Annotated in this window: 20 protein-coding genes; 7 read left to right on the top strand and 13 right to left on the bottom strand. The window is 47.5% G+C overall.

Annotated features, from left to right (window positions below; genetic code table 11):
* Positions 1-136: 136 nt before the first annotated feature.
* Positions 137-367 (top strand): type II toxin-antitoxin system RelE/ParE family toxin, encoded by a 231-nt coding sequence (locus EKM76_RS06870; RefSeq protein ID WP_125549953.1) that lies wholly within the window; start codon positions 137-139, stop codon positions 365-367.
* Positions 364-636, top strand: a complete 273-nt coding sequence (locus EKM76_RS06865; RefSeq protein ID WP_125549952.1) for a helix-turn-helix domain-containing protein — start codon at positions 364-366, stop codon at positions 634-636. The genes EKM76_RS06870 and EKM76_RS06865 overlap by 4 nt, the downstream gene beginning before the upstream one ends.
* 15 nt (positions 637-651) lie before the next feature.
* Here the strand turns inward: EKM76_RS06865 and EKM76_RS06860 are convergent, their stop codons facing one another.
* Both EKM76_RS06860 and EKM76_RS06855 read right to left on the bottom strand, forming a co-directional pair.
* Positions 652-3,195 (bottom strand): ABC transporter permease, encoded by a 2,544-nt coding sequence (locus EKM76_RS06860; protein WP_125549951.1) that lies wholly within the window; start codon positions 3,193-3,195, stop codon positions 652-654.
* Between the two features lie 5 nt (positions 3,196-3,200).
* Positions 3,201-3,902: an ABC transporter ATP-binding protein gene (locus tag EKM76_RS06855; RefSeq protein WP_125549950.1), complete on the bottom strand. Its 702-nt coding sequence runs from the start codon at positions 3,900-3,902 to the stop codon at positions 3,201-3,203.
* 611 nt (positions 3,903-4,513) lie between these two features.
* Here EKM76_RS06855 and EKM76_RS06850 point away from each other — a divergent pair.
* Complete coding sequence (locus EKM76_RS06850) at positions 4,514-4,903, top strand: hypothetical protein (RefSeq protein WP_125549949.1); 390 nt, start codon at positions 4,514-4,516, stop codon at positions 4,901-4,903.
* On the opposite strand, the gene EKM76_RS06845 is transcribed toward EKM76_RS06850, so the two are convergent.
* The 6 genes from EKM76_RS06845 to EKM76_RS06820 all read right to left on the bottom strand — a co-directional run bounded on the left by EKM76_RS06845 (position 4,900) and on the right by EKM76_RS06820 (position 10,034).
* Positions 4,900-5,274 carry a hypothetical protein gene (locus tag EKM76_RS06845; protein WP_125549948.1) on the bottom strand — a complete coding sequence of 125 codons (375 nt, stop codon included), beginning with the start codon at positions 5,272-5,274 and terminating at the stop codon, positions 4,900-4,902. The two genes, EKM76_RS06850 and EKM76_RS06845, sit on opposite strands and share 4 nt — an antisense overlap.
* A 14-nt stretch (positions 5,275-5,288) precedes the next feature.
* The gene (locus EKM76_RS06840) at positions 5,289-6,341 is read right to left on the bottom strand and encodes a YdcF family protein (RefSeq protein ID WP_125549947.1); all 1,053 of its coding nucleotides are present in this window, start codon (positions 6,339-6,341) and stop codon (positions 5,289-5,291) included.
* Between the two features lie 40 nt (positions 6,342-6,381).
* On the bottom strand, positions 6,382-6,939 hold the full coding sequence (locus tag EKM76_RS06835) for a hypothetical protein (protein WP_125549946.1): 558 nt from the start codon (positions 6,937-6,939) through the stop codon (positions 6,382-6,384).
* Positions 6,940-6,994: 55 nt separating this feature from the next.
* Positions 6,995-7,759, bottom strand: coding sequence for a YibE/F family protein (locus tag EKM76_RS06830; RefSeq protein ID WP_125549945.1), 765 nt, complete (start codon positions 7,757-7,759; stop codon positions 6,995-6,997).
* Complete coding sequence (locus EKM76_RS06825) at positions 7,756-8,856, bottom strand: YibE/F family protein (RefSeq protein ID WP_125549944.1); 1,101 nt, start codon at positions 8,854-8,856, stop codon at positions 7,756-7,758. The genes EKM76_RS06830 and EKM76_RS06825 overlap by 4 nt, the downstream gene beginning before the upstream one ends.
* A 653-nt stretch (positions 8,857-9,509) precedes the next feature.
* The gene (locus tag EKM76_RS06820; RefSeq protein WP_125549943.1) at positions 9,510-10,034 is read right to left on the bottom strand and encodes a GNAT family N-acetyltransferase; all 525 of its coding nucleotides are present in this window, start codon (positions 10,032-10,034) and stop codon (positions 9,510-9,512) included.
* Positions 10,035-10,291: 257 nt separating this feature from the next.
* Here EKM76_RS06820 and EKM76_RS06815 point away from each other — a divergent pair, with 257 nt between their 5' ends.
* From EKM76_RS06815 to pgmB, 4 genes are all read left to right on the top strand, one after another.
* On the top strand, positions 10,292-11,014 hold the full coding sequence (locus EKM76_RS06815; RefSeq protein ID WP_125549942.1) for a hypothetical protein: 723 nt from the start codon (positions 10,292-10,294) through the stop codon (positions 11,012-11,014).
* A gap of 70 nt (positions 11,015-11,084) precedes the next feature.
* Complete coding sequence (locus EKM76_RS06810) at positions 11,085-13,391, top strand: glycoside hydrolase family 65 protein (RefSeq protein WP_125549941.1); 2,307 nt, start codon at positions 11,085-11,087, stop codon at positions 13,389-13,391.
* Positions 13,392-13,546: 155 nt separating this feature from the next.
* Complete coding sequence (locus EKM76_RS06805; RefSeq protein WP_125549940.1) at positions 13,547-16,294, top strand: glycoside hydrolase family 65 protein; 2,748 nt, start codon at positions 13,547-13,549, stop codon at positions 16,292-16,294.
* 15 nt (positions 16,295-16,309) lie between these two features.
* Entirely contained in the window at positions 16,310-16,981 is a 672-nt protein-coding gene (pgmB, locus tag EKM76_RS06800) for a beta-phosphoglucomutase (protein ID WP_125549939.1), read from the top strand.
* An 874-nt stretch (positions 16,982-17,855) separates the two neighbouring features.
* Here pgmB and EKM76_RS06795 read toward each other — a convergent pair.
* The 5 genes from EKM76_RS06795 to EKM76_RS06775 form a co-directional block, all read right to left on the bottom strand.
* Positions 17,856-18,095: a type II toxin-antitoxin system prevent-host-death family antitoxin gene (locus tag EKM76_RS06795; RefSeq protein WP_125549938.1), complete on the bottom strand. Its 240-nt coding sequence runs from the start codon at positions 18,093-18,095 to the stop codon at positions 17,856-17,858.
* A 28-nt stretch (positions 18,096-18,123) separates the two neighbouring features.
* Entirely contained in the window at positions 18,124-19,314 is a 1,191-nt protein-coding gene (locus EKM76_RS06790; protein WP_125549937.1) for an MFS transporter, read from the bottom strand.
* A gap of 313 nt (positions 19,315-19,627) precedes the next feature.
* Positions 19,628-20,029, bottom strand: a complete 402-nt coding sequence (rbsD, locus tag EKM76_RS06785) for a D-ribose pyranase (RefSeq protein WP_125549936.1) — start codon at positions 20,027-20,029, stop codon at positions 19,628-19,630.
* A gap of 32 nt (positions 20,030-20,061) precedes the next feature.
* A complete protein-coding gene (rbsK, locus tag EKM76_RS06780; protein WP_125549935.1) occupies positions 20,062-20,988 on the bottom strand; it encodes a ribokinase in 927 nt (308 codons plus the stop codon).
* Positions 20,989-21,048: 60 nt separating this feature from the next.
* A complete protein-coding gene (locus EKM76_RS06775; RefSeq protein ID WP_164507614.1) occupies positions 21,049-22,068 on the bottom strand; it encodes a LacI family DNA-binding transcriptional regulator in 1,020 nt (339 codons plus the stop codon).
* Between the last annotated feature and the right edge of the window lie 21 nt (positions 22,069-22,089).

The following is a 22,089-nucleotide window of genomic DNA, read 5'->3' as shown; positions in this document are numbered from 1 at the left end:
CGACCGCGGCACTTAACCAACGGCCACGTAAACTATTTGGTTATAAATCAGCCAATGAATTCATGGCTGAGCAGCTACTCGCATGACCACCACCTAGACCACTTATAAGTGAAGTTTAGCAAGTGTTGCACTTGATTTGACAATTCGGGTCAAACAAAAATACGTCAAAAAATTAGATAAAAATCTATATGAGATCCGCTCGCGGCAAGGTTCCACTATCCAACGTGGCCTATATTTTCATGTGGCTAATGAAAAATATATTATTACACATGGCTTCACTAAAAAGACCCAGAAAACCCCATCAAATGAAATCGCTAAAGCCAAACGAATCAGATGGATCTATTTTAACCGAGGTGATCATCAATGAATATCAATGACTATCTGCTTAACCGTACTAACCGCGATCCAGAATTTCGCAAATTAGCCGCTAACGACGATATCCGTGTTGAAGTGGCCGCTGAATTGATTAAATTTCGGCATACGCACAATCTGACCCAACAACAATTTGCTACCCTGACCGGCCGTAAGCAATCACAAATTGCGCGAATCGAAACCGGCAACGCAAATGTCACCGTTGCAACTCTAGCTCAGCTAATGAAAAAAGCTGGTGGCACTTTGACCATCAGCTTTTCGTAGATCCTATTTAGTTATTTACTCCTTAGCGGCCAACGCGCTGATCATATCAACGCGCTTCAACCGGAAATGGGTGACCCCCATCACGATCACCGTAAAGACGATCGTCATCACGGCGGCGATCACGTACCCGCTCCAACCAATAGTCAGCGGGAAAATCACCGTACTAGTGGCGGCCTGGCGCAGAATAAAGGCCGTCAGCAGATTGCCTAGCCCATAGCCGACCACAATGCCAAACAACGTCAGCACCACATTTTCCCGCACAATATAATTGGTCACCTCGCCATCGAAGAAACCCAGCACCTTGATCGTCGCCAACTCGCGGATCCGCTCAGAAACATTGATGTTGGTCAAATTATACAACACCACAAATGACAACAAGCCCGATAGGAAAATGAAGATCCACACGATCGGATTTAATTTAGCGGCTTGTTGGTCAATGGCCTTTTTCTGCTTGGAAATAAACTCGGTATGGACGACTTTATCGCTGGCCAACAGTTTCTTCGCGTAGGCGTTCTCTTGGGCAGCAGTTTGCTTTTGCGTTTTTACCAAGCGCGTGTTGACCTGATACCGATCGGCAAACAAACGATTCAGCGTCGTTTTATTCATATAGATGAAATGGCCGGCATAATTGGCGGTCACGCCCCGAACTTTGACCCGCGCCGTCTGATTATCCGAATTGGTCACCGTCACTGTATCCCCCGCGCGCACATCCAGCAGTTTAGCCAATTTTTGACTAAGCACAATGCCAGTTTGCGGCATCTTCGTGGTCAAGCTCACGTATTTTTTGAACTGCTGCGTTTGATCAGTGGCATCCAAGCTCACTTGACTGACTTTTTCGCCGCTGGTACTAACGCTGACCACATCCGTATATAGCCCTAGTGACTGTTGATAGCGCGGATTTTGCGCTAACGTGGTCGTTACGTTTTTAGCGTTGTCCTCGAGACTGACCACCGCCTGATAATGCATGACCTGCTGGAACTGATCGATCCCCGACTGACTGATCGAATCGCGAATCCCGAAACCAGTTAAGATCAAGCCGGTACCACCGGCAATACCAATGATCGCCATCCACATCCGCGCCTTGAATCGAAACAGATTGCGGTAGCTGACTTTTTGATTAAAACTTAAGCGCCGCCAAATAAAGCCGACCCGCTCCAGCAAGATACGTTTACCGGCTTTTGGTGCTTTCGGCAACATCAACGCTGCAGGTTTCTCCGCCAGCTCCTTGGTCAGTACGATCGACACGGCACCCAGCGTCACAAAGAAACTGAATAATACCGCCAGCAAAATCGCATTTAGCGGATAATCTAGTACCACCGCAGTATAAACGTACTGCGTCATCGCTTTGAACACGATCAGCGGTAGCGTATTAGCGCCGATCACCACCCCAAGCACCGTGCCTAACGTTGCAGCGGCGACACCATATAATAGGTAGTTACGCGCAATTTCCCGCTTAGTATAGCCCAACGCCTTTAACGTGCCGATCTGGCTGCGGTCCTCTTCGATCATCCGCGTCATCGTGGTAAAAGTGATCAGTCCGGCGATCAAAAAGAAGAATAGCGGGAAGACATTGGCGATCGCGGCGATCCGCGTCGTCATATCACCGTAGCCTTGGAAGCCAGGATTACCAGCGCGCTTAGTATAAGTATAGGTCGGCCACTGAATTTGCTCAGCTTGCTGCTGCGCTTGGGTCAGCTTTTGCTGTGCTGGCGCCAATTGCTGCGTGGCAACTGTGGCACCGACAGCTTGCGTTAATTGAGCTTTTTGCTGATCCAACTGCTGTTGTTGCTGCTGGATCTGCGCGGTCGCCTGTTGTTGTAAGCTAGTTTGCCGCGCGGTTGCCCGGCCACGCAAGGCTTTTTTCACTGCGCTTAATTTGTGTTGCACCTGTTGCTTATAGTCGCCACTAAAGCTGCTCTGCGCTTGCAACTTAGGAAAACGGACTGACAACGCCGTGTAGACACTGGTTTTGAAATTAGTTGCCGGTAAGTAAGCAAAATAAGCCACGCTGCCGTCACCAATATTAGCGGCGCCCCGCTCTTCATCATCAACAAATAACGGTGAAGTCACAAAACCGACGATCCGATAAGTCTGTGTTTTCAGGCCATTATTTTTCACCCGATAAGTATCGCCGAGTTGATAGCCTTTACTCTTAGCCAGCTGGTCCAACACAATTTCATCATTGTGCCGCGGTAAATGGCCGCTTTTCAGTTTTAACTTATTTTGGCTATCAGCTTTACGATACGCAAAAAGTTGCGCCACGTCGCTGCGCTTTTGGTCCAAAATGTAGACTGACTTTTCCGACTGCACTTGCGCGCCGCTAACTTTTTCAACGCGCTTAACGTCAGCTTGGGTCAGGCCCGCCGTGGAAACGACACGTAAATCACTAAGCTTTTGCTGGCTAATGTAGCTATCAGCGCTGCCATAGAGATCAGGACTGACCGCCTTGATCCCAACAAATAACAGCACACCCAGCATAATGATCATGACGATCGCAATAAAGCGCCCTTTAGCTTGCTTAACCGACCGCCACAAGGTTTTATTCAAATTAGTTTTCATTTAAATCACCACTCAATGTCCGCAACTGGCGTCGGCTGTGGATTCATACTAATATCGCGTACCCGCGCGTCATTGATCCGAATCACCCGGTCAGCGATCGGCGCAATTGCCGCATTATGGGTGATGATGATCACCGTTTTACCGCGCTTACGGCAAACGTCCTGCAGCAGTTGCAACACTTGTTTACCGGTGGTGTAATCCAGCGCGCCAGTGGGTTCGTCGGCCAATAACAACTTAGGATTCTTGGCTAATGCTCGCGCGATCGCCACCCGCTGCTGTTCACCACCGGATAGCTGTGCCGGAAAATTCGCTAACCGCGCACCAAGTCCGACTTCCTGTAGCGTTTCTGCTGGATCCAAGGCGTCAGGAGCCACCGCGCTTGCCAGCTCCACATTTTCCAGTGCCGTCAAGTTAGGAATCAAATTATAAAATTGAAAGACAAAGCCAACGTCCGTCCGCCGGTACGCCGTTAATTGTTTTTCCGTAAACTGGGCAATATCGACGCCATCAATGATGATCTCGCCTTCAGTTGGCGTGTCCATCCCGCCAAGAATATTTAAAACCGTTGATTTCCCCGCACCACTAGGCCCCAGAATGATCGTCAGTTCGCCTTGCTTGATATCAAAGGTCAGATCATGATTGGCCACAATTTCGGTCTCACCCATCTGATAACGTTTGGATTCGTGCTTCACTTCTATATACGCCATAATTGCCTCCATGATTGCTGTATTATTGTTATTATATGGGTCACAAAAAGCGATTGCAATTAAGATTCCGCTTGGCGGCTGTTCTCGCCGGCCGTCTCAGCCCTCTACCGCAAAAAAAGGCCGCAACTATATTGTTCCCCGTGAAACATTGCTTTACCAAAAACACATAAAAACCCGCCATAACATATAGTCATGACGGGCTAAAAAGGAGTAAGGGTGTAGCCGTGATTGGGAGGTCACGACTACTTTTCTTTTACTTTGGAGGAGTAAAATGAAAAAATGTTAGCTTCAAGTTTGCACTTAAAACTGTTAGGGTTGTTAGGTTGTTTGGGAATACCAATAAGGTGGGTTCCTTATTGATATGACACTATCATAATCAATAAATGTGAAGAAAGTGTGAATTTTTATTTGCTAAAGGCTTAAGAATCACTAAAGTAAACGCTGTTACAACTTTTAGCCTAATTATGATAACTGATAGTTGCTATAAGTCGATAAGTTTGACATAATGTAAGCAATTACATTATGATAGTAGCGTGGCTTGCGCTCAGCTAGCCGTAATGTAGGATCTACATTCAGCAAAATTTAATTTATCGCGGGAAGGTCGTCTATTAATGAATCCGATTATGCATACTTATTTATTAGAGAATCATATTTCGTTAGCGGACGTCGCCCGCAGCGGCCACCTTGAATTGGCGGCGGTGGAAAATCTCTGCCGCGGTCCACTAGATCAACTGCCAATTTACTTACTCAAAGCGTTGGCCACCACGATCGAACAATCGACGGCGCAAACACTAGACGAGCTTTTAAAATTAGAACTGCAGCATACGGTTTTATTGCGCACTGACCTCGATCATTTAACAATCATGGACGTAGCTTTCGCCGATCAAGCTCGCTATGACCAGGCCCGTGACATGCTGCTAGCTTACATTCGCGCCGGCTTTTCACCGTCCGAACGTGATGTCAAAACGGTGCGCAGTGCCTTGCAACGCCAAATCAGTTAACGCATCATTTTACGCATGGTTGGTTGCCGCTTGTGACCCTTAGCGTGGCGACTTTTAACGTGAATATGTTGCCGCGGATCAACGATTTGAAAGTGGCGCATCTCACCGCGAAAAGGTTTGCCCAACGCTTTAATACGCACCCATTCCGACATTGCCGTCGCCATGGCCTGCGCCGTTTTAGCGCGCTCCGGTTGGCCTTCTTGCTGAGCTTCGTTGACCACACTGACGGTTAAATACGTGATCAGTTTTTGATTATATTGCAGCAACTCGTCAGTCAGCAGCGCATCCTTATATTGATTAAATAACTTCTCTACATAACGCATGGCGTCCTTGCTGTCCTGCGGTTGATAATAGCGTTCTTGTTTTGCCAAACTAAATCCTTCTCTCATGAAAATAAACGTACCCCTGCTTGGAGCACTGCGATAAGCACTAAAATAGCGGCCACCGCCAAATGCAGACGCTTATGCAGCACCATAATAGCGACAAATTCACGTAAAAATGCCGTTGGTAAAAAGTAATGGGCCGTCCGCGCCCCAATACCATTAGCGCGAAAACCAGCTTGGCGCGCTACTAAACCAGCCCGAAAAATATGATAGCCATTAGAAACAAAAATTGCCCGATAAGTACTGCCGTAACGCTGCTCGATCAGTTGCGCCGAATAGCGCATATTTTCCAGCGTATTGACCGAACGTGTCTCCACCGCTGTATCCGCCAACGGCACACCCAGTTCGGTCACCGCATAACGTTGCATCGCGACTGCTTCCGGCAACTTTTCATCCGCGCCTTGCCCGCCACTAAATACCAATAACGCTGCGGGGCCACCTTTGCCCTGTTGCTGCTGGTAGAAAGCTACCGCACGCTTGATGCGCCCAGCCAACAAACCGGAAACGCGCTCGCCATCGATCAAGCCTGCGCCTAGCACAACGATTGCTTGTTGCCGATAGCGCGGCCGATTCAGCTGATAGACCAGTGAGATCGTCAAATAATTCCAAACATTTAACAGCACATAGACCAATAAATTCGGCACAAAACTCAACAATAAAACCAACGGCGACGGAATCACGCCTTGCAGCACCAGCGCCTGCCAAACCACATAGCTACTAAGTGCTAATGCCAAAAGCAACCCAAGCAAATTGGCTAACGAGTGGCTTTCCCGCCGCCAAACTTGGCGGGCGTTATAGAATAGGAAAATAATCAACCCGTAAATTCCCAGCACCACCGCCACGAAAAAGCTGGCACCTAATAGTAGCACGGGGAACAGTAGCCAGATCTGGCCACTGACAAAGGCTGCGATCAGCAACCAGATCACTGCCACCAGCACAAAAACATTGAGCCAGATACCGTTACTTAAACGGCGCCGCTCATGGGCATAATTAACCCAGAAAACCAGCAATAACAGTAGCGTTAAGCCACCAGCAAGCCAAAATGTTGGATCCATCTGCTCCGCCCCCTACCCCGCATTTACCAATTTAATGGCACTACTTCACTAGCGCTTGGCCTGCATCTGAATCGCGAGTGACGATCTCGCCAGACCCTAGCACTAACAAATCTAATGCGCCGTCGTTTTTATGATCATCGCGCTGACCTTGGACAGCAAAATAGTGCTGGCCATCTTTTTCACCAGTAGCGCCAGCCTGCCAACTGATTTTACCTTGGTCGTCGGTTTCGCCGCGCTGTTGCTTGACCCAATCGACGGCTTGGACAGGTGAATTAATTTGGTTCTCACTGATCGAAGTCGCCGCTGCACTTACCGATTCGGCTTGGCTACTCATTGATTCAGCCTGTTTATCTAACTTATCTTGTGATTCTGACTCCGTTACTTCGCGTGATTCTGATTCCGCGATCGATTCTGACTCAGAGTCATCGCGGGCTTGATCTAATGAGCTTTCACGCTCATCAAGCGCGCTGGAACGACTTTCTAAGCGCGCTGAAGATGACGCCAATGCCGCCTTTTCTTTACGCACTTCATCTTGGCCGCAGCCGCTTAATAATCCAGTTACCAGTAGTAATGTAACTGCGAAAAACCAACGTGGCATTCTGGTAACCTCCTTTTATGATCAACTTTTTTTATTCTCTAAATAGAATAGCATACTACGACTGCTTTTTTCGCGAAATTTGCAGCCGTTGTGCCATCACCCAGGTCGTCATGGGCACCGTTAGGATCACACTGATCAGCGCTAGCAGCACCAGAATAATTTCTGCGTCCAGCACTTTATTATTGAGCAGTTCGCCCCAAGTGTAATTCAGATCGGCAAACCAGATGAATAAGCCGAGTAAGCCACCAAAAAATCCGAAAAACAAAGTATTGAACGTTGTGCCAATAATTTGCTGACCAACGTGCAGACCTGATTTAAATAAAGCGCGCCTACTGATGGTCGGATGTTGCTCGATCAACTCGCTTAAACCAGCAGCGATCGCCATTGCCGCTTCAGCGATCGCACCTAGCGTACTTAAAACTGCCGTTGCGATCGAAATTTGCACAAAATTAATGCCGACTAACAGCGACATCCCTTCCAGCTCATCACTATCTTCCATGCCAAACCCCTGCACTGCCGCCCAATGTTCGATCGGGACGATCAGCGCCAACAAAATCAACAACACTAAAACTGCAGCGAAGAACGCCGTTTGCGTAGTGCGTAAGTCATCTTGACCGACAAAAATAGTCAACGCCAACATTAGTATCCCGAGTATCAGTGTCACCATGATCGGCGAAAAATGTAAGGATACCAGAACAATTGCCAGAAATAAACAACCAAAATTCAGCCAAATGCTTAAAAAGGCCATCGCACCTTTGCGGCCGCCGACCAATATCATTACGGCTAATAATACCAAACTTAAGGCCATGATCGTACTCATTCGACTGCACCTGCCTTCGTCACCAATAACCGACTAGCCAGAAAGCTGACCACTGGAATTGCGAGCACAATACCAATACCGCTGATCAAGCTTTGCGCCATGCCTAAGGACATCGTCATCGAGAAAGTGTAGCCCCAGCTGTTGCCATTTTTCAGTAATAGTAAGGCGATCGGAAAGGTTTCAGCAATGAAGATCAGTAGTAGCACGTTGATCAGCGGGCCCATAATCGTGGTGCCTACTTGGCGGCCGGCTTGGAACAATTCGTGTGCGCTAATGCTCGGTTTATCCGTTTTTAGTTCAAACAGGGTGGCCACGATATCGGTGGATTCGTCCATGACTGCGCCTAGCGAGCCCAGCAAGGTTGCGGCTAGAAACAATGGCTGCGGCGCAACTTGGGTGACGTAAGCCATGGTTTCGTAATAGATGCCTTTATGTTGGGTCAGCGCCAACACAAGCGCGCTTAATCCCAGCGACAGCGCAGTTCCACTGATAGTAGCGACAAAGGTGATCACCATTTGTTTGGTTGGTCCTAAAATCAGCCATAACGTCAACAACGCAAACACTAACGCCAACCCACCAAATAGCCATAAAAAGCCGTCACTGCGGCGGGCCATATTTAATTCGATCGCTAGGAAAAATACGACTAGGTTCAGCGCCACGCTAAGTAACGCCATTAACCCAGCCCGATGGAGCAGCAAAACTAGCAAGAATACGGCCAGCCACAGTAAGGTGACCAGCACCGTATCGCGTTTCAGGCCCTTGATCAAAATCGTCTGCTTGGTCATGCTGATAAAAACTTGATCGCCGACCCGATATTTTTGGTCAAAAGCTCCAGAAGTCGTATAACTATTTTTCACCTGAACGCTGTGCCCACGCCGGCTACCATTTAGCATACGGCCAGTTAATTGCTGGGTATACTGATGATCGCGGTTATTGAATTCATCCTGGGTTTTGCTAGTTTGGGTAACACGACTGGCGATCACCTGCATCACCGGCTGGCTGTAAAGCGGCGCGGCGTACCGCGTACCGATCACTAATAGTAAGCCACCAACGAATATAACCAGTGGCCCCCACCAGCGCCGTAAGTATTTGCCCATGTTATCATCTCTTATCGTTAATTTACACCCTAGTCTAGCATACCGAAGTTACAATTAAATTAAGTTCGAAAAAAGGAGTTGAACCATTAAGTTTGAGTTCAGGCTGAAATTCAGCTAAATACAGAGTTAGTTTGCCTCCATTCCGTCGTGGCAGTTTTAAAATAGAAATATCTGAACTCAAAAATACCGGCAATACAGTTAGAAAACTGCGTTGCCGGTATTCTCGTTCCGATTACGACTAGCTTTGCCACTTAAACAATCAATAATTGAACGCTCAACTATGGCCTGCTGGAATGAAGGCGCCAGTGGACCACTGTCGCTCGTTCTTAATAACTGAATTAACAAGTATCAGATACTAGTATTTATTCGCAAAACAGTACTTGCTTTCCGTTGTCGATTGAACTAAGGCGAAAACCGCCAAGTTCAAGTCGCAGATGTGTCGATAGTTCTTGATGGCGGGTTATGCCATTTAGAACTATGCGTGGCTGGCGAGATCCATTTTTCCACCCGCTTTTGGGTTTATCTAGGAAAAATTAGCTCGCCAACACGCCCACTCGTTCCGTCCACTGGCGCCGGAATGGAAGCTAATCAATTCTGTACCTAACTAAACTTCAGCAAGAACCGCTAAGTTCAGGTTCAGCTCCCTATAATTTTTACTTCAGCTGTAATTGGTACGCGTAACGTGGTTCTTTTGGTTCGTGCATGTAGATAATACCACGATACTCGAAGCCGTTTTGCTTGATCACGTGCTGCATGCCGACGTTTTCCGGATGCGTATCGATGCGCACATCGGCGTAACCCAGTTGTAGCGACAAGGTCAATAAATTAGTGATCAGCGTTTCTGACAAATGTTGGCCGCGGTAACCGGCAGCAACCGCGATGCGATGAATTGACGTATAAGTCGCTTCAGCCGCACCACGCCAAGTACCTTGCTCGATCACTTTATAGTTGTCATCGATGCCGCGTTGCAAAGTAGCCGTGCCCACGATGACATCATCGCGGATCAATACATAATTTAACCCCGCAGCAACATCGGCCGTCATATCGCTTTGTTCAGGATAGCCGTGCTGCCACTGATCAACATTTTGTTGCTTTAAGTATGCTTTCGCTTCATTTATAATTTTCATAATGACGGGTAGATCGGCGGTTCTTGCTTGTCGTAAATAAGTTGTTGTCATAATGTAGGTCCCCTGTTCAATATTAGAATTTTCGTTTAACGCTACGCCACTAGGGTTTATCGTTAAGCTAGCGCGTGACTGAAAAGTCACTTTCGATCGAGCTTGCGGTTAAATTAGTTAGCGGTTTGCGCCAACTAATTTTACGCATTTAGCTATTATCAACATTTAGCAAGCAAATTTCAAGCAAAAAGTTCTATTTCTTATTAAGATTATAAGTGACTCTCAGTAAAAATTAATTTTAGGTGGCGACGTCCATTATGCAGGTCGGCTATATCGATTCATTTTATGATTTACCGCAACTTGATCACTCCGTGCGCTTCCCTTGGCGTGCCTATTATCCAGCCCAAAAAGCTGGTATGCAGGCACCAATAATGACCGGCAAATTTCCACTGATTTTAGCATTAAATCTAACTAATACTAGTAGCCAAGCTTTAGCAGCGGCGGGCAATATTGTCTGTCAGTTACAGTTTCCAAATCGGACCGCGGTAACGCCGACTGATTATCCGCAATGGTTAACCACCCATCAGCCGCTCGTTGCCGCCAACAAACAAGCCGTTAAGCAAAGTTTACTAGTGGTGGAACGGCTACTGGCGCCGCGCCAAATCAATAGCGCTCATTTGCAAGCTCATATTCTGTTAACTCAAGTCGGCGCCTGCGGTCAAGGTTTTGGCGGTAGCGTCGCCTTAGAATTATTGCGCCGCTCGCATTTGATCACCGCCGCCAGCGCCACCACTAATTTTTTAGCCAGCCAGAAGTGGAACAGTCCCTGCGCTAAGCCACAATTATTGCTGCAAACGGTGGCTGCAGCTGGACTGACACCGATTTTCAAGCGCGCTAGAAAGCGCGCTTATCTTTATACAAGTCCGCAACCGCTATCTGCTGAAACTCAGGCCCAGCTAAACGCCGACTTTTTCGCAACTAGCTTTGCGCAACGCCGATTTAGCCCACCAGCAAAAGTAAATTGGCTATGTAAATCGTGAGCGTTAGTTCAGTACCCGTGTTAGACTTGAAGCATCGAGCAGCTTAATTTTGCAGTAGAGGAGGAATTCTATGTCCGTTGACGAACAGTATCAAATTCACTTACAACAACTGAAACACAAGTCACCTGGTTTTGTGGAAACAATTTATGCATTAGGCAATGGCCATTTAGGCGTCCGCGCCAGTAATCCACTACAGGGCAACTCGCCGGCTTATCCCGGGACCCCAGGGCTATTAGTTAACGGCTTTTATGATTTAAGCCCGATCCAATATGGCGAAGCTTATTTCGGCTATGCCCACAATAATCAGACGATCTGCGAACTACCAGATCCACGCTACCTAATTTTTAGCGTCGACGGTGTTCGCTCTGATCAAACGGCTTATCAAGTTGAAATGATCGACAAAACTTGGGACATGGCCAGTGGCTTGTTGCTGGAAACTTTCCACGTCACCATGCCTACGGCTAAGAAATTCGCGTTGACCATGGAATCTTTTGCTTCGCAGGCTGATCGCCATTTGTACGTCGTTCGCTATGATGTCCGCGCCTTAAACTTTAGCGGCCCGCTCACCATTATTAAGCAGCACGACTACGTTGATCAGCAGATCCCCCGCGGCGCTGAAGACGTACGGCGCGCCCAACGCGGTAACACGCTGATTCAAACCTATCTGCCATCAACTGCGCCAACGATGCAATTTAGTACCCAAAAAAGTCAGTTAGGCTTATTAATGACCATGGAATACCTCGGTAGCGATCCGCGCGTCCAATTGAACGCACACGCCAACGTACCGAATTATGAAATTCAGCTTGAGCTAACGCCTGACCGAAGCGCCCAATTTACCTTTGGTTATTCACTAGGCGAGATCCACAACTTATTAGCCTTTAAATTGAACCAAACACACTACATTGACAAATCTCTAGCGCGCTTGAAAAATCGAACTTTCTCTGATCTATTTACGGCTTCAGCGGCACGGACCCAGCAATTTTGGCAGGACAGCGATGTTATTATTGAAGGCGATCCGATCCTGCAAAAGGGGATCCGCTTCAATTTGTATCATCTTTATCAAGCAGCTGGCCGTGATCACCGCACTGATATCCCAGCGAAGGGCCTAACGGGTTCCGGCTACGAAGGCCACTATTTCTGGGATACGGAAATGTATATGCTACCGTTTTTCATTTATACGCAGCCGAAAATTGCCAAAGCGTTACTCAGTTACCGCTACGCCACGTTGGGGGCAGCCGGTCAGCGCGCTCGAGAAATGGCGATCAAGTCTGGCGCCCTCTTTCCCTGGCGCACGATCAATGGTGAAGAAGCCAGCGCCTATTTCCCAGCTGGCACCGCTCAGGTCCACATCAACGCGGACATTGCCTACGCCACCGACCAATATATTCGTGCCACTAACGATACTGATTTCTTGATCAGCGCCGGCTTTGAATTAATTCTAGAGACAGCGCGCTTTTGGCTGGCGTACGGTAATTATGGCGAGCACGGCCCCCAAGCTGGCCATTTCGTGATCAATCGTGTCACTGGGCCTGACGAGTATACGGCGTTGATCGACAACAATTACTACACCAACCGAATGGCGCAGCACAACATGCGTTTAGCCGTTAAATACGCGGTCAAACTGCAGCAGTTAGCGCCGGATAAATTAACTGAATTGGCAGTCACCGACGAAGAGATCGCTAACTTTAAGCAAGCCGCCGCCGATATGTACCTGCCTTATGACGAAAAGCACCAAATTAAGTTACAGGACGATAATGCGCTAAATCGACCACGCTTTGATATTGAAAATGAGCCTGCCGCCAACTTCCCATTGTTACTTCATTATCATCCCCTGGTCCTTTACCGTTATCAGGTCAATAAGCAAGCTGACACTTTGATGAGTGACTTTTTGTTCCCATTGGATCAAGATCAAGCTCAATTACGCCGTGATTATAATTATTACGAAGGCATCACCACTCATGATTCATCGCTATCGCGGGCGATTTTCAGCATTTTAGCCAATCGGATCGATGACTCGAAAAAAGCCCAAGCTTACTTCATGGACACGGCCTTGACTGACTTAACCGATCTGCAAGGCAACTCTGAAGATGGCATCCACGCCGCTAACATGGGGGGCAGCTGGTTGTCACTAGTTTATGGTTTTGCCGGTATGCACTTTGGCATGGAAGGCTTAACTTTTGCCCCACAATTGCCGGCTAGCTGGTTCCGGCTCAGCTTTAAAATTAAATACCGCAACCGCCAGCTCGATGTCGATATCAATCAAGAAACGGCCCGCTTCATCTTATTAAGCGGCGCGCCGCTAACCATTTACTGTCAACAACAAGCCTGTGACTTAAGTCAGGACATGCCAGTTACCGTGCCACTTAAAAACGCCTAAAAGTTGCTAAATAAAAATTTGCGTTCTAATATTATTAGTAGCGGGTGTTCGTTTTATCACATAGAACTTTATTCATGTGACAACCAGCGGACACCTTTTTGTTGAACACGTAGGCCAGGTTTTGGCCGCATATTATTGGAAGGATAGTGGATATTGTGAAAGTTATTTCATTACGGGTCACTGATGATGCAATCGTGCTGGCCTATGAACGGGCCAGCCACCAACGCCAACAAAGCGTGATCGCCTATGATCCGCGCCAAAGTATTGGTGACAACTTAGAAAAAATTCGCGAACGACTTGTTGGCATTAATTTCGATGTCGCCGTGATCGAAAATCCATTAGCCTATGAATTTTCCGATACGATCGTCGGGATCAACCATCAGCGGATCGATATTGGATTGGCCTTGACCAATATGCTCAACGTGCCTGTCGTTAGCCAGCAAACTGTGAAAACATTAGGCTTAACCAAAGCCGCCGCGCGTAAACAAACCTATAATCAGTGGCATTTGGATTATTACGGTCAATACACCGGCAAACGTAATTATGGTCAAGAATCGATGTTAACACTGGGTAATGGCTTTTTCGGCTTGCGCGGTAGCTACGTTGAAGCTAAAGCCGATGACAACAACTATCCCGGGACTTATGTTGCCGGCTTTTACAATCAATTGACCACCAAAATCAATGACCGTGATGTCGTTAATGAAGATCTGGTCAACTTGCCGAATGCACAGTATTTAACTTTTAGCGTCGATCACCAAACCCCCTTTACCATCAAAAAGGAAAATATTCAGGATATTTACCGTAGTCTCGACCTGCAAACAGGTGAGTTGCGGACGACGATGCTAGTTCAATTAGCGACTGGCCACGCACTTAGAGTAGTGACCACCAAGGTTGCCGACATGCACAATTGGCATCAGTATGCGTTGCGTTACCAATTAACGCCGCTGAATTTTTCCGGTAGCCTGCAAATTTATTCTGAGATCGATGGCAGTGTGATCAATAGCAACGTTGAACGTTACCGCAACCTGAATTCACGCCATATTGACGTCACAGAAATGAGCACCGCCGGTCAGGAAGCCTACCTCGCCGGCCAAACGAAACAATCAAAAATTAAATTCGTCGTTGGCAGCAAATTAGTCAGTTGCAATGATAGCGCGGCTAAACAAACAACGCACAACCAACCAGATATCATTAGACAAGAATTATCGCTTGATGTGACCCAGAATCAGTCGTATACCTTTGAGAAAAACGTGGCGATCTTCACTAGTTTAGAAACGCCGGAAGCGGACTTAATGAACGCCACCACCACAGAGTTACACCAAGCCTCCTTTAGCGCCAGCGAACAGCACAGCGACGACTTTTGGCAGGATATTTGGCGCAACGCTGATATTCAAATCGAAGGCGATCTAACCAGTCAGAAGCTGACTCGGGTCAACATTTTCCATACTTTCGTGTCGGCCACTGAAGTTGCGAATCAGCATTTGGATGCATCGATCGGCGCCCGCGGCTTACACGGTGAAGCCTACCGCGGCCACGTTTTCTGGGATGAAATGTTTGTTATCCCCTTCTATACCCTGCACTATCCTAAGTTAGCCCGCCAACTACTGATGTACCGTTATCACCGCCTAGAAGCAGCGAAAAAGTATGCCGCTAGTGAAGGCTATCAAGGCGCTATGTTCCCGTGGCAATCAGGGCAAGACGGCGATGAACAGTCGCAATTTGTCCATCTAAATCCACTGACGCAGCAATGGGATCCTGACAACAGCCGCCTACAGCGCCACGTTTCCTTAGCTGTTGCCTACAACGTTTGGACTTATTATCATTTAGCCAACGACCGTGAATTCATGCAAAGTTACGGCATTCAAATGTTGCTGGATATCGCCCGCTTCTGGATCAGCAAGGCTGAATATAATCCAACCACCAAGCGCTACGATATCAAAAAAGTAATGGGCCCAGATGAATTCCACGAAGGCTACCCCAATAGTGACGAAGAAGGCTTGACCAACAATGCTTACACTAATATTATGGTCAGCTGGCTATTTGAAACTATTGATTATCTGCGCGGCAATGTGGTGCCTGAAGCCGCGTTCACTAAGGCTTTACAACAAGCCGGCATCAATGACACCTTGTACAAAAAAATGGCCAACATTGGCCACCGCTTAACCTTAGAGGTTGATTCGGCGGGCGTGATTGGTCAATTTGAAGGCTACTTCAAGCTACCATCGTTGAACTTTGAAAACTATCGCAAAAAGTACGGCGATATTTCACGGATGGATCGCATTTTGAAGGCTGAGGGCCACACACCTGATGCCTATCAAGTCGCTAAGCAAGCCGATGCACTGATGGCTTTTTACAACTTCGACTTGACCCACGTCAATCAAATTCTGAAACAAATGGGCTACGACTTACCGGCTGGCTTCTTGACTCGCAATATCGAGTATTACCTCGATCGAACGACGCACGGCTCAACCTTATCGCGGATCGTTTACGCCGTCTTAACCTTAGTCGATGGCAATATGGATCAATCGTGGCACCTATTTTCCCAAGCACTGCTGTCGGATTACTACGATATTCAAGGTGGCACCACTGCCGAAGGGATCCATCTCGGCGTCATGGCGGCAACGCTAATGCTGGAAACGCGTAACTATGCCGGCGTCGACGAATTAACCGACATCGTCACGATCGCGCCTAACCTACCGGCACATTGGCGTAGCATCGCCTTTCGCCAATATTTCCGCGGCACGCAGTACCATTTCCAGATCACGCAAAAAGCGATCACCGTCACAGCCGACCAAACAGCGAAAATTCACGTGGCCGATCACGAACTATTGCTGACCGCAAACAAACCGCTCACAGTGGATTACCAAGGTCAGCCACTAACCGCGATCGCAAAAGCTAACTAATAGGAGGAAAACGACATGGTAAAATTTACAGATATTAAAGGCTTCGTATTTGATTTAGACGGTGTTATCACGGATACTTCCCGCTACCACGCGCAAGCTTGGGGTCAATTAGCTGATAAATTAGGCGTCGAATATCCCGGACTTGGCGACGCTGTCAAAGGAATCAGCCGGATGGACGCGCTAGAAATGATCCTGAAAAAAGGTGGCTTAGCCGGTAATTATTCCGCCGCTGAAAAGGAAGCCTTAGCCGCCGAAAAAAATGCGAATTATGTCCAGTTGATCCAAAATATGAGTGCTAAGGATATTTTGCCAGGAATGGCTGACTTTCTCGCCGACCTCAAGGCTAAAGGTTACGGTATTTCCTTAGCGTCAGCCTCGAAAAACGCCCCAACGATCTTAGCTAAGATCGGGCTTAGCGATTATTTCACTAAGGCGGTTGACCCAGCCACCTTACAATACGGTAAGCCTGATCCCGAGATCTTCGTTAAGGCCGCACAGCTGCTCGACCTAATGCCAGCCCAATGTATCGGGCTCGAAGACGCTGCCGCTGGGATCGCCGGCATCAACGCCGCTGGTGAAACTTCCGTTGGGATCGGCGACGCTGAACTGTTACATGACGCAGCCATTAATTTCACCGAAACCAGCCAAGTGACCTTAGCAAATATCGAAAAAGCAATGAACGACTAAAAAAGCGTGACATAAAACTTTTAGCTCCTGAGCATTAACCTGCTACTTCGTAATTATGGGGATCTATTAGCAATGTGCGTTAGCTTCCGTTTCGGCAGGCAATAGTTGAACGTTCAATTATTGCTTGTTTAACAATTATGAAGCACTTCGCAGCTAGAAAAAGGCGCTTTCTGTAGTTTGGCTGTTTTATATTAACTCGTGAGCAGATTTAGTTTGGTTCCATTTCGGCGCTGGCGTATGGAACGCGTGGCGCGTTGGCAAGCTAATTTTCTTTCCAATTAAACCCAATCGGAAAAGAAAATGGATCTTGTCAATCGCGCATGGTACTAGGCGACCATAATTCGGTCACCAAATACCATCGACACAGCTGATACGCCAGCGCCTCCATTTCACCTTGGCAGCGCTAGATCACTATTTCATGGATTGGGTTAAACATTTAGTTAGCTCAATTAGGATTAACCGACAGTTGTTAGAGGCTCGTAGTTTTCAAGTAGATTATATGCGCATAGAAACACCGGCAAAACAGCTTTTAACTGTTTTACCGGTGTTTTCGTATTCTGATCATCACTAAGTTTGCCACTTAAACAGCCGATAATTAAACGCTCAACCGTTGCCTGCTGGAATGGAGGCGCCAGTGGACCAGATGTGTCGATAGTTCTTGATGGCGGGTTGTGCCATTTAGAACTATGCGTGGCTGGCGAGATCCATTTTTCCGTCCGCTTTTGGGTTTATCTAGGAAAAATTAGCTCGCCAACGCGCCACTCGTTCCGTCCACTGGCGCCGGAATGAAAGCTAACTAATTCTGCCTACAGCCAAACTTCAGAAAGAACCCAGAAAAACTACATTATCGGTATTTTTTGGTATAACTCATTTACTATAAATCCTTTAATAAATCAGTAAAAACAGCATTGGTATCACGCGTTGGTTCTTTTTCAGCTGCTTTTAGGTCCTTCAGTAGCGCAAGGCTAGCTTGAAAACGATCGTAAGCCTCTAAATTAACTACTGCGTATTTACCATAACCATTTTTCGTTAAAATTACTGGTTGATCGAGTGTGACTTCGGCTAATAATTGCTTGTAGTTTCTTAATTCTGAAACAGGTTTATTGTTCAGCATTTTTTTCGCCTCCACTATCCCGGCAATTCTAATTTCCCACAGCCTTGCTGCCGGTGTTCATCCGAATTAAATAAGTGAGCCCAAATGATGCGATCAAGAAGACAGTCACCACCAGATAAGGATAGTGATAATTCATATCCAGCAGCGCGCCGGACATGATCGGGCCGATGACGTTACCGACACTGGTCAGCGACATATTCAAGCCGTTGATCAAGCCTTGGTTACCGGAACTAGCTTTGGTCAACAAAGTGGTGATCGCTGGCCGTAGCAAGTCAAACGCGGTGAAGACGATCAAGGTCGCCACTACGACTTCCCATTTGCTATGAGCTAAAATGATCCAGATCGTGCCGACAAAACTGAAAAAGAAACAGTAGCGGATCACGCGGGTTTCATTGAATCTGATGACTAAACGATCGAATAACGCGACCTGCATGAATAGCGAGATCAAGCCATTCAGCGTCAGAACTAACGCGATGTTGCCCAACGTGAAATGGAACACTTCGTTGACGTAAATGCTGTAAATACTTTCAAAGCCTTGGAGGCCAAAAGAAGAGACTAAGATCATCACGAACAGCAGGATCACTGATTTAGTCATGAACGCCCGCATATTGCCTTTAGCTGGTGCTCCTGATTTAGCAACCGTCACGTCGTCAGCCAACAATTCTTCTTCCTTGGGCAACAGCAGCAGCAAGGCGATCGTACTTAGCAAGCCTAGCACCGCCGCGCTCCAGAATGGCGCCTTATAGTCGATGTTCGCCAGCAAGCCACCTAGTCCTGGCCCCAGGATCAAACCGCCACTGAACGCGGCTGACAGCCAGCCGATCACCTTGGCGCGTTGGCTGCGCGTAGTGATATCGGCGGCCATTGCCATTGCGGTCGGTGCCACCATCGCCGCCGACAAGCCACCGACGAGCCGCGAAATATTGAACATGTACAATTCATTGGTCAACGCAAATAAGGCTTCCGATACCATAAAAAGGAATAAACCGGCGGCCAATACTGGCTTACGGCCGATGCGATCAGATACGCGCCCAATGATCGGCGAGGCCACAAATTGCGCAAACGCAAACAGCGCGCTCATGATCCCCATATCCGTTGCGCTTAAATGTAGTTCATTTTTGATGAATGGCATTACTGGAATCACTAACCCAATGCCTAAACAAACCAAAAACTCACTAAAAATCAAAATAAGAATCGCTCGTTTTGCTTTCGTTGTCACCTTGACCACGCTCCTTTTTATTAGAGTGTCAAAAAAAGACGCTTAGATTCTGGAATATAGCCTAACTGGGCAATAGTGAATCGTTTGACCAGTGTAGCTATATGGAATGATCTGTCTTTTTTTGCACGTTTACGCTAACCGCGCCGCACTTTCCCAACGCAGCTTAAATTAGTTTCAAATCACGTTCACTATTTGACGCAATCTTGTCCAGTATACCGGTAAGCACGAAGACTTGGCAAGCGAACTGTTCGCAACAAAAAAGTGTGCCCAGCAGCAGTTAACCCCGCCCTTGGGCACACATCTAGATCAGTTATTAAAAAATAACGCCGCTTTCCAGCATGATATTACTGTAAGGCGAGCATTCGCCGGTTCGGATAAATGCTTTATTATTCGCCTTACCCAAAGCTTGCTTCATTTCAGCGTGCGGCATATAAGTTACCGGTACAGTCGGTAATAAAGCCTTGATCGCCGCCGCTTGCTGGGGATTTTCTTTTTTAATTTCTTCGGCCAGGTAGAGGCGTTGGACTTCTAATTCGGTTAAAACATTCTGCAAAACGTCAATAAATTTGGGTTCGCCCATGGTGACGCACAAATCGATTTTTTTGCAGTTCGGCGGTACTGGCATCCCGGCATCACCGATCGAGATCGTATCAAAATGGCCCATATCGGCTAAAACGCCGGCGATCTGCGAATTGAATACACCTGATTTTTTCATAATTAAGTTTCCTCCTTAAAATTAGAGTATGTTTACGCTAGGACCGCGGCGACTTCGGCTTTTAATGGAATCGAATCCATGGCGCCGGCACGTTGTACCGTCAATGACGATGCGACGTTGGCAAATTCAATCGCGGCTTCGATATTGCTCATATCTGGCTGCAATTGTGCGGCCATTGCGCCGATAAAAGTGTCACCCGCTGCTGTTGTGTCTGTCGGGTGGACCACGTTATGGGCGGCAACCACGCCGGTGCGGCCAGCAACGTTATAATAAACGCCGCGTGCGCCAAGTGTGATCAACGTATTTTTCACGCCTTTCGCTGCGAATACAGCCGCGATGGCAGCGAAGTCAGCCGTAGTATCCACTGGTAATCCAGTTAAGCGCAACGCTTCGGTTTCATTCGGCGCGATCACATCAGTGAGTTGCAACAATTCAGCGGGCACCGAATTATTCGCCGGTGCTGGATTAAGGATCGTTACCACGCCTGCTGCGCGCGCAATTTTAAACGCAGCAATAATTGGTTCAAAATTAGTTTCCAATTGTGCGATCAAAATATCACTTTGGCGAATTTGTGCGGCTACTGCTTCAATTGCGGCCACACTGACCTGCCGATTTGCGCCGCCTTCGACCATGATCGTATTGTGTCCGTCTGGCTCCAAAACGATAAAGGCCTGGCCGGTATTTTGCTCAGCTAAAACGCTGATCGCACTGGTATCGATGCCTTCGCGCTGACATTTATCGCGTAACATTTTACCGGCATCATCTGCGCCCGTCGCACCAATAAAATGGACTTGTGCGCCTAAACGTTGGGCCGCCACTGCTTGGTTGGCGCCTTTACCGCCAGCTGCGTGTGAACTAGCTTGGCTTAGGCTCATCGTTTCGCCTTGTGCTGGCATATGTGCCAGTGGAATATGAATATCTAAATTTAAACTGCCAAGGACTGTAATTTGTTTTGCCATGAGTTTTAGCTCCTTATTGTTTAAGTAAATCGTTTTACTAAAATACTAACGGTTGCCCGCTTATTTAGTTGATCCGCGCTGAATTAATTTAACATCATTAATAATGACTTGCCGCAAACGAGTTGGATCTTCCAATCGTTCTTTCAATAATTCAGCTGCTTTATGGCCCATTGTCGTAATTGGTTGGTGGATCGTGGTCAAATTAAGGTATTCCGCATAATCGGTATCATCATAACCCATCAGCTTAACCGTTGCCGGGATCTGCTTATGTGCCTGCTGGATCGCTTTAGTTATGCCGATCGCGACTTCATCATCCACTGCCCAAATCGTTAATGCCGACACGCCAGCGAAATCCGCCATGATTTGTTTGCCCACGGCGGTTCCGGCTAATTTTGTCAGATCCGCCACCTGATAATCGTAGATGGCGGCGGCAGGGATCTGATGCTGCGCCAAACCTGCCCGTACCGCTGCGATCCGCGTTTGAATATTGCTGGACTGCTGTTGCGGCACCACTAAAATAATTGGCCCTTGCTTGACCGCCGCTAAATGTTCCGCCACCAAATGGCCACCTTGTTGCTCATTGACAATGATCTGATCGCCGACTTCATCGCCTTCATTTTGATCAAGCAACACGTAAGGAATGTGCATCCGCTGTAATTTTTGCAACAACGGATCTTGGCTATCAAGTTGGGTCGCAATAATAAAACCGTCCACCGAGCGCTGGATCAAATGTTCCAAGTAACGGTGGGCCTTGCGTTGGTCGCTGTCTGTGCTGACCAAAATCGCATCGATCGCCTCATTATAGATATAATCCTGAATACCCCGAAATAAATTACCGAAAAAAGGATTCTGAATTTGCGGCACTAACACGCCAATTGTGCGCTGTTGGGTTGCTAGCCGAGTATTACGTGCTGAAAAGTTGGCCACATAACCGAGTTCCTCAGCTGCCGCTTGCACCAAGCGCTGCGTTTCCGGGGGAAAGCGCTGGCCTTTGTGATTTAAAATTTGTGACACAGTGGTGATCGAAAACCCCGCTTTTCGCGAGACATCCTTAATTGTTGGCTTATTATTTTGATTCATGGCTACCATCCTCGTGTTCTC

This window comes from Loigolactobacillus zhaoyuanensis (assembly GCF_003946385.1).
Taxonomy (GTDB): Bacteria; Bacillota; Bacilli; order Lactobacillales; family Lactobacillaceae; genus Loigolactobacillus; species Loigolactobacillus zhaoyuanensis.
This window is presented reverse-complemented; position numbering and strand designations above follow the sequence as displayed.